The 14836-nt window shown below is 57.2% G+C and carries 12 protein-coding genes; 5 read left to right on the top strand and 7 right to left on the bottom strand.

What is annotated here, in order from left to right; all coding sequences use genetic code 11:
* Positions 1–132 precede the first annotated feature (132 nt).
* A complete protein-coding gene (gene yhbH / locus GXP70_RS09145; protein WP_162356152.1) occupies positions 133–1293 on the top strand; it encodes a sporulation protein YhbH in 1161 nt (386 codons plus the stop codon).
* Between the two features lie 93 nt (positions 1294–1386).
* Here the strand turns inward: yhbH and GXP70_RS09140 are convergent, their stop codons facing one another.
* On the bottom strand, positions 1387–2622 hold the full coding sequence (locus tag GXP70_RS09140) for an MFS transporter (protein WP_162356151.1): 1236 nt from the start codon (positions 2620–2622) through the stop codon (positions 1387–1389).
* Positions 2623–2796: 174 nt separating this feature from the next.
* Here GXP70_RS09140 and GXP70_RS09135 point away from each other — a divergent pair, with 174 nt between their 5' ends.
* Positions 2797–4653 carry an LTA synthase family protein gene (locus GXP70_RS09135; protein WP_162356150.1) on the top strand — a complete coding sequence of 619 codons (1857 nt, stop codon included), beginning with the start codon at positions 2797–2799 and terminating at the stop codon, positions 4651–4653.
* 115 nt (positions 4654–4768) lie between these two features.
* Here GXP70_RS09135 and GXP70_RS09130 read toward each other — a convergent pair whose 3' ends face one another.
* Positions 4769–6043: a sensor histidine kinase gene (locus GXP70_RS09130; protein ID WP_162356149.1), complete on the bottom strand. Its 1275-nt coding sequence runs from the start codon at positions 6041–6043 to the stop codon at positions 4769–4771.
* A gap of 205 nt (positions 6044–6248) precedes the next feature.
* On the opposite strand from GXP70_RS09130, the gene GXP70_RS09125 reads away from it, so the two are divergent.
* Positions 6249–7697, top strand: a complete 1449-nt coding sequence (locus tag GXP70_RS09125; protein ID WP_162356148.1) for a SpoVR family protein — start codon at positions 6249–6251, stop codon at positions 7695–7697.
* Positions 7698–7784: 87 nt separating this feature from the next.
* On the opposite strand, the gene GXP70_RS09120 is transcribed toward GXP70_RS09125, so the two are convergent.
* Both GXP70_RS09120 and GXP70_RS09115 read right to left on the bottom strand, forming a co-directional pair.
* A complete protein-coding gene (locus GXP70_RS09120) occupies positions 7785–8165 on the bottom strand; it encodes a LytTR family transcriptional regulator DNA-binding domain-containing protein (RefSeq protein WP_162356147.1) in 381 nt (126 codons plus the stop codon).
* 278 nt (positions 8166–8443) lie between these two features.
* Positions 8444–10342, bottom strand: a complete 1899-nt coding sequence (locus GXP70_RS09115; protein ID WP_162356146.1) for a PrkA family serine protein kinase — start codon at positions 10340–10342, stop codon at positions 8444–8446.
* Positions 10343–10803: 461 nt separating this feature from the next.
* Here GXP70_RS09115 and GXP70_RS09110 point away from each other — a divergent pair, with 461 nt between their 5' ends.
* Together GXP70_RS09110 and GXP70_RS09105 are read left to right on the top strand one after the other, a co-directional pair.
* Positions 10804–11634, top strand: a complete 831-nt coding sequence (locus GXP70_RS09110; RefSeq protein ID WP_162356145.1) for a DUF2161 family putative PD-(D/E)XK-type phosphodiesterase — start codon at positions 10804–10806, stop codon at positions 11632–11634.
* Positions 11635–11651: 17 nt separating this feature from the next.
* On the top strand, positions 11652–11969 hold the full coding sequence (locus tag GXP70_RS09105; protein ID WP_162356144.1) for a Rieske (2Fe-2S) protein: 318 nt from the start codon (positions 11652–11654) through the stop codon (positions 11967–11969).
* Between the two features lie 85 nt (positions 11970–12054).
* Here GXP70_RS09105 and GXP70_RS09100 read toward each other — a convergent pair whose 3' ends face one another.
* The 3 genes from GXP70_RS09100 to trmL form a co-directional block, all read right to left on the bottom strand.
* Positions 12055–13380 carry an aminotransferase-like domain-containing protein gene (locus tag GXP70_RS09100; protein ID WP_162356143.1) on the bottom strand — a complete coding sequence of 442 codons (1326 nt, stop codon included), beginning with the start codon at positions 13378–13380 and terminating at the stop codon, positions 12055–12057.
* Between the two features lie 492 nt (positions 13381–13872).
* A complete protein-coding gene (locus tag GXP70_RS09095) occupies positions 13873–14121 on the bottom strand; it encodes an AbrB/MazE/SpoVT family DNA-binding domain-containing protein (protein ID WP_162356142.1) in 249 nt (82 codons plus the stop codon).
* 146 nt (positions 14122–14267) lie between these two features.
* A complete protein-coding gene (gene trmL, locus GXP70_RS09090) occupies positions 14268–14732 on the bottom strand; it encodes a tRNA (uridine(34)/cytosine(34)/5-carboxymethylaminomethyluridine(34)-2'-O)-methyltransferase TrmL (RefSeq protein ID WP_162356141.1) in 465 nt (154 codons plus the stop codon).
* Between the last annotated feature and the right edge of the window lie 104 nt (positions 14733–14836).

The following is a 14836-nucleotide window of genomic DNA, read 5'->3' as shown; positions in this document are numbered from 1 at the left end:
CGAAGAGGGGCAGCCGCATTGGGCAGCAGAGTCTATCGCCAACAAGAATTTATTCTTTCCCGCAGTCTTCGGAAACTTCGAAATGCTTAAGATGCGAACAACAAGCTTATTCGGCCAGGGAGGTGTCTATGCATGGCAGATCGTCATGAAGCGCTATATACCGTGTCGCGCGAAGATTGGTCGCTGCATCGTAAAGGACATCAGGATCAAGCCAGACACCAACAGAAGGTGCGCGAGGCCATCAAACAAAATTTACCCGACCTCGTCTCCGAGGAAAATATTATCATGTCGGACGGCAAGCATGTCATCAAAGTGCCGATTCGCAGCCTAGACGAGTTCCGGTTCGTCTACAACTTCAACAAGAACAAGCATGTCGGCCAGGGCGACGGCGACAGCCAAGTCGGCGACGTGCTCGGCGTCGATCCGCAAGCGGCGCAAAAAGGCAGCAAGGGCGAGAATGCCGGCGACCAGCCCGGCGACGATATCGTGGAGGCGGAGATCAGCCTCGCCGAGCTGGAAACGATGCTCTTCGAGGAGCTGGAGCTGCCCTTCCTGAAGCAGAAGGACCGCGATCAGATCGAGACGAGGGAAATCCGGTTCAACGACATCCGCAAGAAAGGCATCATGTCCAACATCGACAAGAAGCGCACCATTCTCGAGAATCTGAAACGCAACGCCACGAGCGGCGCCCCCGGCATTCATGGGATATCGCCGGACGATCTGCGCTATAAGACGTGGGAAGAAATCGTGAAACCGCAATCCAATGCGGTCATCATCGCGATGATGGATACGAGCGGCTCCATGGGCAGCTTCGAGAAATACGTGGCGCGCAGCTTCTTCTTCTGGATGACCCGCTTCCTCCGGCATCAATACGAGCATGTCGAAATCGTCTTCATCGCGCACCACACCGAAGCGAAGGAAGTCACCGAGGAAGAATTTTTCACCCGCGGCGAAAGCGGCGGCACGATCTGTTCCTCCGCTTACATCAAAGCGATCGAAATCATCGATAACCGGTACCCGCCGTCCATGTACAATATCTATCCGTTCCACTTCTCCGACGGCGACAATTTGACGAGCGACAACGAGCGCTGCGTGAAGCTGATCGGCGAGCTGCTGAAGCGGGCCAATCTGTTCGGCTACGGCGAAGTGAACCAGTACAACCGTTCCAGCACGCTGATGTCGGCCTTCAAGCATATTGCGCTGCCGAACTTCATGCACTATGTCATCAAGGAGAAAAGCGAAGTGTACAACGCGCTCAAGTCGTTCTTCCGCAAGAGGGAGCTGGCCGTATAAGAACGAAGCGGCGCCTGCCTGACTAGCTGAAGATATTGAAGAAGAAGCCTCCTGCCGCCGGTTCGACCGGCGGCAGGAGGCTTCTTGGTTGAATTACGGCGCTCCCAGCGTACCGCGCATGCGCAGGGAGCCTCGGTTGTACGCAAGGAACGAGGCGACGCCGAGGAAGCCGCAAATCCCCGCGCCCGTCAGCAGGTACGACAGCGGCACCGAATCGGACAAGTACGTGCTGAGCAGCGGCCCGATCGTCCCCCGAATGCCGAAGAGCATGAACTGCAGGCCGACGACGACCGCTTCCCGTCCGGGGGCGAGACGGAACATGTACGCGAGGAAGCCGATATCCCAGATCGCGTCGCCCATCCCTTGAATGCCGCTTCCGATCAGCACAGCGGAGTAATTGCCGAGCATCGCGTAACAGAGCGGCACGATGCCGAACGCCGCCAGTCCGAACGCGACCGTATGCTTCGCGGACAGCTTGTCGATCACGCGGCCGGTCACGTAATAAGAGGACAGCAGGCACAGGAAATAGACCGCGCGCGCAATGCCGATCTGGGTGTTGGAGAGCTCCAGCCGGTCCACCTGAATGATATTGTACAGCGGCACCGCCACCAGATTGCCGAAGCCGGTGAAGTTGCAGGCCAGGAAGAAGACCGCGATCTCCCTGTTCTGCTTGATTAGCTGAAACTGCGCCCGGATATCGATCTTCCGCGAACCCGAGAGCTTCGGCGGCGCCGACTTCCTCGCCTTGACGCGGGAGAAGACGAGAATGGACACGATGCCTGTCGCGGATGCGAACAGCAGCGGCCCGGAGGGGCCGGCGGCGTCGACCCAGCGTCCGATGCCGAACGCGACGGGAATCATGAGGGCCCCCATGATGACTCTCGTATTGCCCATCAGCATCCCGCGGTTCTCGGGCGGGTACATGCGAATGACGAGCGCGGCGTAGCCGGGCGACTGTATCCCCATCAGCATTTGAAAACAGAGCGCGATCAGAACGTACACGAGGGGCGCGCCGAAGAACGCCGGCAAAATAATGAGCGCCCGCGCGATCAGATTCGGAAGCACGACGAACGGCTTCGGGTTCGAGCGTTCGATGAACGCGGCCCACAACGGGGAGAACAGCAGCCCTACCGCCGGCGCCGACGAGATGATGCCGACCTGCAGATTGGAAGCGCCTTGCTGAATCGCCATCGGAATGTAGAACTGGTTGAATACGACATTGAAGAAACTGAATAACACGGAAGCGCTCACATCAATGCGGAAGTTGTACCACGCGCGTGCGCCAAGGCCTAGCTTAATCGAATCCAGCTTTGTTTTGATCGCGGTCATCTCGGTCGGTTGTCCCCTCAGATAGAGCTCTATTATTTAGGCTTAGTATACCATGAGACAACGCCATAATTTCGCTAATTTCGCATGAATACCATTTTGACAAACCCTTAATAAAGAGAGCATAATGAACGATATGGGAATTTGCAGCTTGTGTTTCGAAAGGAAGGGTATTTCATGTCTGCGTGGTCTTTCAAGCGGCTGTTTCACATCCGGCCGTTTATTTTTTTCTCTATCATTCTGGTTATCAAAAGCATGCTCGCCTATTTCGTCATCTTCGACGGTGGCCCGTCCTGGAAGCTGCTCGTCACCGAAATGCCGTTCTGCTGGCTGCTCTTCTGCCTGATCGAATGGTTCGCGAAGAAGCGCAAGCTGGTCTACTACGTCTCGGTCAATTTGCTCGTCACCGCCGTCTTATTCGCCGTCATCATGTATTACAAGTATTTCGGCATTATCGTCACGTATCACGCATTGGAGCAAATCGGCCAGGTTACGGCCGTGAAGAGCAGCGTGTTCTCGCTTCTCGCCCCTTATTATCTGTTGATCTTCGTCGATATCATCGTCCTGGTCGTGTACATGTTCCGCCGCAAGTGGGCCGTCAACTGGAAGCAGCTGAGCCAGCTGCCGCTTAATCGCGCCGTTGTCTCCGCCCTGTTCATCGTTTCGCTCGCGCTCTGCCTGTTCAATATCCTGCCGAACCGGGCCAGCATGAACGAGATCGTCAAGGCCGAGGACATGGGTATTCTCAACTACGAGATCTATACCTTGTTCTCCGATCCGAAGCAGCCGACGCTGCCGATGAGCGAGATTACGCAAGCCGCCATCGACAAGGAGAAAGGCATTCAGGAGCCTGCCTCGCCGAAATTTTGGCAGGCATCGAAAGGCAAGAACCTGATTATCGTGCAGATGGAAGCGTTCCAGAACTTCCTGATCGGCCTGAAGATCGACGGGCAGGAAATTACGCCGAATATGAATAAGCTCGCCAAGGAGCATATCTACTTCTCCAACTTCTACCAGCAGGTCGGTCAAGGCAACACGTCCGACGCGGAGTTCGTCGTCAATACGTCCTTCTATACGCCGCCGACCGGGGCCGCGTCGGTTGTCTATACCGGACACGCCCTGCCGAGCCTGCCGAAAGTGATGCAGGCGAACGGCTATCAGACCGCGACGTTCCATACGAATTTCGTGGAATTCTGGAATCGCGGCGACTTGTATAAAGCGCTCGGGTTCGAGAAGTATTACGATCAGAACTGGTTCGGCCAGGACGATACCGTATTCTTCGGGCCATCCGACGAGGTGCTGTACCGGAAGACGGCCGCGCAGCTGGACGAGATGCAGAAATCGGGTCCGTTCTATTCGCAGCTGATTACGATGTCTTCCCACCATCCGTTCACGATTCCGGAGCGCAAGTACAAAATCAAGCTGCCGGACCGGTTCGAAGGCACGTTCGTCGGCGATTACATTCGCGCGCAGAACTACGCCGACTACGCGCTCGGGTTGTTCATTGACGATTTGAAGAAGCGCGGTCTGTGGGATAACAGCGTCTTCGTCATCTACGGCGACCACCTCGGCCTGCCGATCTACTCGCTCAACAACGACGAGAAGAAGCTGATGCACGAGATTTACGGCCGCGAGTATGCCAATTCCGATATGATCAACATTCCGCTGATTATATCGGCGCCCGGCGTCACGAAGCCGATGGAAGTGAAGGAAACCGGCGGCCAGTCCGACATCATGCCGACGGTGGCCAACCTGCTGGGCGTCTCGCTGCAGGATCATATTCATTTCGGGCAGGATTTGCTTAATCAGACGTCGAACCTGCTGCCGGAACGCTATTATTTGCCGTCGGGCTCGCTCATTGCGGACCATACGATGTTCATTCCCGGCACGTCGTTCAAGGACGGCACGAACCACCCGCTCCATGGCGACGCGCAAGCGATGGTGCCGGCCACGGAAGATCAATTCAACCGGGCCTGGAAGCTGCTGCAGCTGTCCGACAGCTATGTGAGCCAGCTGCCGCCGGTCAATCCGTAACCGGCTTCGCAACCGCTTCGCAGCCGACTTGCCGTCGGTGCAATAACCCCCCGCCTTGGCGGGGGGTTATTTGTTTTATGATTCCATGTTGCCAGTTCGCGTGATTCCATATGGCTTAATCCGTTCGGCCGTCCGCCGGCTCGTTCAGCCGGAACCGCAGTTCGCATACCGTACCTCGTCCGCGCTTGCTGGAGAAGACGATGCGTCCGCCCATTACATGGACGAGGCTGACGACCACCATCAGCCCGAGCCCCGTCCCTTTCTCCTTCGTCGTAAAGAACGGCATGCCGATGCGCTTCAGCTGCATCTTGCTCATTCCTACTCCTGTATCGGCGATCGTAATGACCGCGTGCTCGTTCTCCGTTCTCGTCGTAATCGTCAGCTTCCCCCCATCGGGCATCGCCTCGATGGCATTCTTCATCAGATTAAGCAAGCATTGCTGGAATTTCTTCGGTTCGCCCGTCATATAGAGCGAGGAGTCCGCTTGATGATGCAGCTGAATTTCGACGTCGGACATGGCGGCTAGCGGTGCGATCCATGGCGTCAACGATGCGATTTCCTCGTCGACATCGATCGTTCTCGCTTCCTCGACCGCCGGCTTCGCGTAGTTCAAGTAATCGCTAATGATGGACGTCGCCTGATCGACGCCTTCGATCGCATGCTTCCGGTAACGTTCCAGCGTTTCCGGGTGCAGGCTTTCTTTGCCCATCATTTGCAGAAAACCGCTTGTCATCGTCAGCGGGTTGCGGACCTCATGCGAGATGGCGGCGGCCAGCTGGCCCATGATCTGATATTTCTCCGCATTGTAGAGCTCCTCGTGCAGCTTCTCGTTATTTTTCACCCGGTAGTAGGCGTAGATCACGAGCGCGGTCGAAGGCAGCGCACCGGACACGATCATCGCGGCAGTCGACAGCTCCATTCCTTCCCCTGCGAGATCGAACACGACGAAGAACACCGCCGCGTGCATGACGAGCAGCGCCAGCGCATTCAAGATGAGCAGGCCGAGCGAGCTGCGATAGAACGACCTGTAGTGAAACGCCAGCCCCGCCGCCAGCAGCGTCGTGTTGCTCGCGATGTTCGCGGCCCAGTTCGTGCCTACGATGAAGAAGCCGCAGCACACGAAGGCAAGCCAAGTGGCGGCTCCCGGCAGCACGCCTTCGAACATCGACGCCAACAGAATGGCTATGGGCATCAAGTGAAGCGCATAGACGTTCGCGTCGATTGGCTCGATGGAGAGGTAACAGACGGAGAACACGACCAATATGCCGGCGTACGTCAGCTTGCGGTGCAGCTCGAGAACAAGCGACTTCGGCGTAATGAGAAGAAACATCAGGCATGCGCCCAAAATATATAGCAGCTCGTGGAATTCTTGTATGAAGATCGTGGTCATCTCTGCGCTGTTCGTCTCCCTGAACGGCCACATCATCGGCTTTTCGCGCGCGATAATTGGCTAAATTTACCTCTCCACTATATCATAGGGACCGGCGCGGAGACCAAACAATTTTGTCCGTTCCGGAAGCCGCGGACATATCGATTCCTGCCTGCCCATACATATAGCTATGGAACACATTTCGCATTGCGAGGGGGAAGCGAGTTTGCACCAGGATGAGATCAAAGCGCTCGAACGGGCCATCGACGAAATCACGGAAATCGCGCAAGGATTCGGTCTGGATTTCTATCCGATGCGGTACGAAATATGTCCGGCGGATATTATTTATACGTTCGGTGCCTACGGTATGCCGACGCGGTTCAGCCATTGGAGCTTCGGCAAGACGTTCAATAAGATGAAGATGCAGTACGATTTCGGCCTCAGCAAAATTTACGAGCTGGTCATCAACTCCAACCCGTGCTACGCCTTCCTCCTGGACGGCAACTCGCTCATCCAGAACAAGCTGATCGTCGCGCACGTGCTCGCCCACTGCGATTTCTTCAAGAACAACGCCCGGTTCAGCGCGACGAACCGCAATATGGTCGAAAGCATGTCCGCGACCGCCGAACGCGTCAGCCAGTACGAGATGGAGTACGGCACCGAAGCGGTGGAGAAATTCATCGACGCCGTGCTCGCCATTCAGGAGCATGTCGACTCGACGATCATCCGGCCGTATAAGCTGGATAAAACCCAGTACATCGAGCTGCTCGCCAAATCCGACAAGTCCTCCAATCAACAGCAGCCGCCGTCGCAGTACGACGACCTGTGGGGCCTTGACGAAGAAGAACGGAAAGCGCGGGAAGAGGCTGCCAAGGCGGCGGCGGAGCCGAAGAAGTTCCCTCCCCAGCCGGAGAAGGACCTCATCTGGTTTATCGAGGAGTACTCGCCGAACCTGCAGGATTGGCAGCGCGATATCATGTCCATGCTGCGCGACGAAATGCTCTATTTCTGGCCGCAGATCGAGACCAAAATCATGAACGAAGGCTGGGCCTCGTATTGGCATCAGCGCATCATCCGGGAGCTCGACCTCACGAGCGAGGAAACCATCGAATTCGCCCACCTCAACTCGTCGGTCGTCCAGCCTTCGCGGCATTCGCTCAATCCGTATTACTTGGGGCTGAAGATTTTCGAGGACATCGAGAAGCGCTGGGATCAGCCGACGCGGGAGGAACAGGAGCGCCTAGGCCGCAAGCCGGGACGCGGGCGCGAGAAGATCTTCGAAGTGCGGGAGTTCGACTCCGACATCTCCTTCCTGCGCAACTACTTGACGAAGAAGCTCGTGAACGACCTCGACCTGTACGTCTTCGAGAAGAAAGGCGCGGAGTGGAAAATCACCGACAAGGCGTGGGAGAACGTCCGCGATCAGCTCGTCGTCTCGCGCGTCAACGGCGGCTTCCCCAGCATCGTCGTCACGGACGGCGATTTCAACCGGGTCGGAGAGCTGTTCCTGTTCCATAAGTACGAAGGCGTCGAGCTGGATTTGAAATACGTGGAGCGGACGCTCCCTTACGTCGTACAGCTGTGGGGCAAGTCGGTGCATCTGGAGACGGTCGTCGAGGATAAACGGATCGTGTTCAGCTGCGACGGGAAGAAGACGAGCCGGAAGTTTATATAGCGGTGCCGGGACGCGAAGACGCCCGCCTGAGCCGGAAGAGCTTGGGCGGGCGTTGCTGTCTGGCATCGGTTGGAGACGCAATCGTGCTCAAGCGGCCGAATACGCCGAACTCGGGTCGCCGTACTCCCGTACGATCATATGCTTCACCTTCGCCTCGTTCGCGACCGATACGGTCGCGTACAGCATTTCGCCATTCCCCTCTTCGCCCTGGGCGTCGAAAACCAATTTGCGCTGTACCGGATCGTATTCCTTGGCCGCGTTCAAGTTCGCGATCGCATTGCGGTCAAGCCTGCGGAAGCCGTAATCTTCGAAATGCCGTACAAGCTGCTCCATGGTGTGCGGGTACGTATAGACGTGTCCGTTCTTCGCCGTGAACGCCGGGCCCTTCATCGTCGGCGAAATCAGACAAATTTCCTCGATCGCGACCCATACCGGGTCCCCGTGCGAATCTAGCAAATACAGCTTCATTGTCAACTCTCCTTCGCCTTATAGGAACTTATGTTCCCAGTATACCACATGCCGCCCACCGAATAAACGAAGCACAGGCCCCCGGTGCGAATCCTATTACGAGACCTATACCTATTACGAGTCCTATACATGGAAGTGTAATTCCCGAGACGCTCGCGGCAAGCGATCGCTTGATCCGATCGAACGTCAAAAAAAAACCGCAGCATGCCTGTGGCATGCTGCGGCTTGAAAGCGATCCGGGTTCGCTGCTTCCGGGTTCGCCGCTTCCGGGTTCGCCGTTACCGGTTCAGCAGGCTGCCCACGTAGCGGAGCAGCTCGTTCGAGCAGACCGGGCAATAGCCGTGCTCGTCGATCAATCGCTTCGACACTTCGTTGATCCGCTTCAGCTGCTTCTCGTCCGGCGTCTTCGTGGACGTCGTGATCTTCACGATATCCTTCAAATCGGTGAACAGCTTCTTCTCGATCGCCTCGCGCAGCCGGTCGTGGCTGTAGTAATCGAACTTCTTCCCTTTGCGCGAGTAGGAAGAGATCCGGATGAGGATTTCTTCGCGGAACGCCTTCTTCGCGTTCTCGGATACGCCGATCTGCTCCTCGATGGAGCGCATGAGGCGCTCGTCGGGATCCATTTCCTCGCCGGTCAGCGGATCCTTGATTTTGGACCAGTTGCAGTACGACTCGATGTTGTCGAGGTAGTTCTCGAATAACGTCCGGGCCGACTCCTCGAACGAGTAGACGAACGCCTTCTGCACCTCTTTCTTCGCCAGGCCGTCGTATTCTTTCCGCGCAACGGAGATGAAATTCAAGTACCGTTCGCGCTCTTCCTTCGTAATGGACGGATGCTGATCGAGGCCGTCCTTGAGCGCGCGCAGCACGTCGAGCGCGTTGATGCATTGCAAGTCCTGCTTGATCAGGGCGCTGGAGATCCGGTTGATGACGTAGCGCGGATCGATGCCCGACATGCCCTCTTCGATATACTCGCTTTGCATTTCCTTCAGATCGGCTTCCTTGTAGCCTTCCACTTCCTCGCCGTCGTACATGCGCATCTTCTTGACGAGATCCATGCCCTGCTTCTTCGTTTCCTTCAACCGGGTCAGGATGGAGAAGATCGCGGCCGAGCGCAGCGAATGCGGCGCGATATGGATATGCTTCATATCGCTCTGGCCGATGAGCTTGTTGTAGATTTTCTCCTCTTCGGACACCTTCAGGTTGTATGGAATCGGCATGACGATCATCCGAGATTGAAGCGCTTCGTTCTTCTTGTTGGCGATGAACGATTTGTACTCCGTCTCGTTCGTATGCGCGACGATCAGCTCATCCGCCGAAATCAGCGCGAACCGGCCGGCCTTGAAGTTGCCTTCCTGGGTCAGCGAGAGCAGGTTCCACAGAAACTTCTCGTCGCATTTCAGCATTTCCTGGAATTCCATCAAGCCGCGATTCGCTTTGTTCAGCTCGCCGTCGAACCGGTAGGCGCGCGGATCGGACTCGGAGCCGAATTCCGTTATCGTCGAGAAGTCGATGCTGCCCGTCAAGTCGGCGATATCCTGCGACTTCGGATCGGAAGGACTGAACGTTCCGATCCCGACGCGGTTCTCCTCGGACACGAGCACGCGCTCCACTTGCACGTTTTCGATTTCGCCGCCGTATTCCGTCTTGAGCCGCATTTGACAGGAAGGACACAGATTGCCCTCGATGCGGACCCCAAGCTCGCGTTCGGCTTCCGCGCGCAGCTCGTTCGGAATGAGATGCAGCGGTTCTTCATGCATCGGGCACCCTTTAATGGCATAGACGGAGCCTTTTTCCGTGCGCGAGAACTGCTCGAGCCCGCGCTTCAGCATGGTGACGATGGTGGATTTGCCGCCGCTGACGGGACCCATCAGCAGAAGAATCCGCTTACGCACATCGAGCCGACGGGCCGATGAGTGAAAATATTCTTCAACCAGTTTCTCGACGGCACGATCCAAGCCGAATATCTCTTGTTCGAAAAACTTGTATTTCTTCGTTCCGCCGCTGCCCTCCGCCACCCCAAACGACTCAATCATTTCATAGACACGAGCATGCGCAGTCATGGCTGGAGTTGGATCCTGTTTCAGCAGTTCGATATAATCCTTGAAAGTGCCCTGCCAAGCCAGCTTCTCACTTTCCGCCTTGTACTCCGAAATTCGTTTCAAAATATCCATGCCGTACCTCCTCTCGTCCATCCCGGTGTTCCCTCGCTGCTTGCGTCATGCGGGTCATGGCGGCTGTCCGAACGGTTCCGCCTTCTAAAGCTGCCCGGCATTTTTTATTGAAGTAATACAATCCTATGCGCTTTCGTAAAGGAAGTTGCCCAATAATTTAAACAAGTTTTCTACAAAATCCCCCTTAGGCTTACGAGCTTTCTACACGATCCGTCCCGCCCTCGCTTGGGCGAACAAGCGCCGTTCCGACACGGAACCGATGCGAAATCGAGCGGCGGCGGCGCTTTGCCGCGCTTTGCCGGCTTTGTCGAATCGGGCTTCGATTCGACCTTCTTCCCCGCCCGCCGCCTTAAGAAATGTGCGACATGGCATGTCATTTCCTTTAATCCCTTAAGGGATGCGCCGGGATATGATATAATCGCCACAGTATACCGTACGTCTGCGCGAAGGGAGGAACCGGCGTGGCCGTCAAACACGAAACCGAGCTGTACAAGCCGATCAAATCGTATTTCGAAGCGCAGGGCTACGAGGTGAAGAGCGAGGTCATGCACTGCGATCTCGTGGCCGTCCATCCCGAGACGGGAGATACGCTCTTGGTCGAGATGAAGAAGACGTTCAACCTCGCGCTGCTCCTGCAAGGGATCGAGCGCCTCCGGCTGAACGGAAGCGTTATCCTGGCGGTCGAACGCAACCGGAAGAAGGCGGGCGCCCACAATCAGCGCTTCGGCGACTTGACCGAGCTGTGCCGGCTGCTGGGGCTCGGACTGATGACCGTGACGTTCTTCAAGACGAAGGCGCCGACGCTCGAGATGCTCTGCCAGCCGGGCGATCCCCCGGTCCGCGGCCAGCGGCGGGCGAGGTCGGCCAGACTGCTGACCGAGTTTCGCGAACGAAGCGGCGACTACAATACCGGCGGCAGCAACAACCGCAAGCTGGTGACCGCGTACCGGGAGAAGGCGCTGCGCATCGCCTGGGCGCTCAGCCAGCATGGCATTCTGTCGCCCCGCGACGCCGCCGCGATCACGGAAGTGCCCAAAGCCGCGCATTTCATGCAGAAGGATTATTACGGCTGGTTCCAGCGGGTGGAACGCGGCAAGTACAGGCTCAAGCCCGAAGGCGAGCAAGCCGTCCTGCAGAACGGCGAGATCCTGGACGCCTGGCAGCGGAAGCGCTCGGCGGACCGGCCTGCGGACAGCAGGCCGGCCGAAGAAACAGCGGAAGTTATGCAAGCAGCGGAAGCAGTAGAAGTAACCGAAGGAACGCAAGATACGGAAAAACTATTCATCTATTAAGGAGAGAGCACGCGCAAATGAGCGAATCATCCATCAAAATCATCGGCCAAGTAGCCGACTTTGCATCCTTCCCGGCACAGGTCAAAGTCGGCAGCGAGCCTTACTTCATCGTCGAGGCGCCGCGCAGCGGCGACGAGCCGCAGCGGTACAACCTGATTTCGGCCATCTGCCCGCATGCCGGCGGCATGGTCCGTCCTCATAAGAACGAACTGATCTGTCCGCTTCATTATTGGTGCTTCGATCTGGCGACGGGCGAATCGACCAACATTCCGGGCGAGCAGCTCGAGTGCTCCCCGCTCGAAATCGTTGACGGGCAGTTCGCGCTCAAGGCGTAACGAAGCGGCTGACGGCCGCCATGCGCCTCGGCGCTTCGCGCAGGGAGCTGCGCGAAGCGCCGAGGCAGCGGCAAGCCGCCTATGTTCAAGTGGATGAGCGTCCGAGGAATTCGTTCACGGCCTCGGCGAATCGCGCGACGCCCTCGGCCATTCGCGCTTCCGGCAAGTTCGCGACGTTCAGCCGTATCCGGTTACGCTCCGGATGGCCGGCATAGAACGGCGCGCCGATATCGAAAGTCACCCGCTTGGCGGCCGCGCACCGCAGCAGCGCCTCGGCGTCGAGTCCCGGCGGAAGCTCCACCCATAGGAACATGCCGCCCGGCGGCTCATGCCATGCAACGCCGCTCAGCCCTTGCCGGCTTAGCAGGTCTTGCATGCGATGCATTCGGCTTGCCACGGACATCCTAACGGTATGCGCGTGCCGCTCCAGCCCGCAATGCCGCAGCAGCCGTTCCAGCTTGCGCTGCGCCTGCTGCTCGACGGGTTCGGCCCTGCCGGCCGGCTTCGCGTTCGCCAGCCGCGCCATAACATCGGCACGGCTGCTCGCGATCCAGCCGGCGGACGCTTGCGGTCCGAGCATGGCGGCGAAGGTGCTTGCATAGAGAACGCCGCCGCCCCCGTTTCGCCGGTCCAGCTCGAATAAAGCAGGAACGGGCGAGTGCCATGCTGACGGCTGCGAAGTTGACAACTGTGCGGCTGGCGGCTGTACGGCTGACGGCGCGGGCGATGGCGGAACGGTCGATGTCGTCGCATTTCCGAACGCTCCTTCGAATCGAAGCCAGCCGTACGGGTCATCCTCTACCACGAGCATGCCGTAACGGCGGCTGCACGCAAGGAGCGCCAATCGGCGTTCCTCGCTCCATATCGTTGCATCCGGCACCCCGATTGTCGGCATCGTATAGACGAGCTTGGGCTGATGCCGCTCCGCAAGCCGCTCCAGATCGGCGGCATCCATCCCCTCATCGTCGAATGCGACCGGCACGACTCGAAGCTTCGCCTGCCGGAAAACGGCCAGACTGCCCGGATGCGTACGTTCGCCGACGAGCACGGTATCGCCGGGCTGCAGCAGCGCGCAGACAATAAGCGCAATGGCCGCCTGCGGCGTTGCCGTGACAATCACCTCGTCCGGCTCGGCCGCGATGCACTGCGCAGCCATATGGGCGCATATTTGCTCGCGCAGCGATAGCAGGCCTTGATCCGGCACCGCCGATGCCTTCGCTGCCGATGACATTGCATCCTCCGGATCGCTATCGTCCTTGGCGGTATCCGGCTCGATTCCGGCGTCTAGCCTCTCCGGTTTCACGACGAACTCCGCCGGCCAGTCGCCTGCAAATGACAGAAACGCTTCCAGCCGGCCGGAATGCAGCAGGTCCGCAAGCGAGCCGCCTCCCGGTCCTTTCGCGTTACGCATGCGGCGCTCTTTCATCCTCATCCCCCCGTAAATACGCTCTTGTCACATGTTACGCAGCCTAACGGGCGGATGGAACAACGGGCAGCGGATCGCAGATTCAGGATATAATCCGGCACGTCGTAACAACTTGTTCACAACTTTGATCGTTTTCTTTTCAACCCGTGTTGGGTATAATGAGGAAAGTGCTTGCCATGTATCAAGCCGCATTACCGGCGACTTTAGGGGGTAATAGGAGCTATGACAGTTAATTTTCTGATCGTCCTTACGATTTCGGTATTGTTCCTGACGGCAATGCTGACGGCGTCCTACAACGACGACAAAACCAAGGGCATGTAATTCGCCTTCGCGCGCAAGGTGAAACGGCCGACGGCGCTCCCGGCGCTGCGGGTTTCATTACAAACAAAAAGAAGCTTTCAGCCTGCTTCATCGCAGCGCCGAAAGCTTCTTTTTGTTCGTTCTCCCTCATGCAAGCCGGCATTGGCCGGAATCCGCCTAACGCCGCAGATGGGCCATCTCGGCCATGCACTTGACGCACAGGTAGCGTTCCTTGAACTCCCGTACATCCTCCAGTACTCCGCAGAACACGCAGCGCGGACGGTAGCGTTCCAAGATAATATGATCGCCCTGCACCAGAATTTCGACAGGATCGCCTTCATTCATCTGATATCTCTTCCGCAGTGATTTGGGCAGCACGATCCGCCCAAGTTGATCCACTTTGCGCACAACGCCAGCCGGTTTCACAATTACACATCTCCTGTAGTCGCAATTTGAAAGCTATCATGTGATGACAGTTTTGCATCCTACCAAATTCGATAGTAACCGTTCAATTCCTGCATTTTTTTATATTTGCTTAATATTGTGTAAGCGCGAAAACGCTTACTGCGCGCTTACTTCAATCCCGGGAAGCCCAGTTGGCGAAATGCCTCGAAAATGACGATTGCCGCCGAATTCGACAGATTGAGCGAACGCACCTTATCGGTCATCGGAATACGGATGCACGTGTCCGGATAGGCGTCCAGAATGGACTGCGGCAGTCCTTTCGTCTCTTTGCCGAAGACGAAGAAGTCTCCGTCCCGGTAGGTTTGCTCGGAGTAAACCTTTGAATTGCGCGTGCTTGCGCAGAAGAACCGCGCTTCCGGAAACTGCGCCTGCAGCTCCTCGAACGAATCATGGTGACGCACGTCGACCGCATACCAGTAATCGAGGCCTGCGCGCTTCAGCGTCTTGTCGTCGGTGCGGAATCCGAGCGGATGCACCAGATGCAGGATCGCGCCCGTAGCGGCGCAGGTGCGCGCAATATTGCCCGTGTTGGCCGGAATTTCCGGTTCGACAAGCACGATATGAAATGCCATAGTTTGTTAACTCCTCTTTATTTTTTACACAGCTTTTACGCTTGTTTAATCTTTTGTGAAAATATGCCCGCCATAATAGAGCTATCATTGCATGAAAAGGAGAT

The organism is Paenibacillus lycopersici, from assembly GCF_010119935.1.
Lineage (GTDB): Bacteria > Bacillota > Bacilli > Paenibacillales > Paenibacillaceae > Paenibacillus_Z > Paenibacillus_Z lycopersici.
This window is presented reverse-complemented; position numbering and strand designations above follow the sequence as displayed.

What these genes read in the sequence shown, in the direction of transcription:
- yhbH (WP_162356152.1), top strand. Translation starts at nt 133, where the DNA reads ATGGCAGATCGTCATGAAGCGCTATATACCGTGTCGCGCGAAGATTGG.
- GXP70_RS09140 (WP_162356151.1), bottom strand. Translation starts at nt 2,622, where the DNA reads ATGACCGCGATCAAAACAAAGCTGGATTCGATTAAGCTAGGCCTTGGC.
- GXP70_RS09135 (WP_162356150.1), top strand. Translation starts at nt 2,797, where the DNA reads ATGTCTGCGTGGTCTTTCAAGCGGCTGTTTCACATCCGGCCGTTTATT.
- GXP70_RS09130 (WP_162356149.1), bottom strand. Translation starts at nt 6,043, where the DNA reads ATGACCACGATCTTCATACAAGAATTCCACGAGCTGCTATATATTTTG.
- GXP70_RS09120 (WP_162356147.1), bottom strand. Translation starts at nt 8,165, where the DNA reads ATGAAGCTGTATTTGCTAGATTCGCACGGGGACCCGGTATGGGTCGCG.
- GXP70_RS09115 (WP_162356146.1), bottom strand. Translation starts at nt 10,342, where the DNA reads ATGGATATTTTGAAACGAATTTCGGAGTACAAGGCGGAAAGTGAGAAG.
- GXP70_RS09105 (WP_162356144.1), top strand. Translation starts at nt 11,652, where the DNA reads ATGAGCGAATCATCCATCAAAATCATCGGCCAAGTAGCCGACTTTGCA.
- GXP70_RS09100 (WP_162356143.1), bottom strand. Translation starts at nt 13,380, where the DNA reads ATGCGTAACGCGAAAGGACCGGGAGGCGGCTCGCTTGCGGACCTGCTG.
- trmL (WP_162356141.1), bottom strand. Translation starts at nt 14,732, where the DNA reads ATGGCATTTCATATCGTGCTTGTCGAACCGGAAATTCCGGCCAACACG.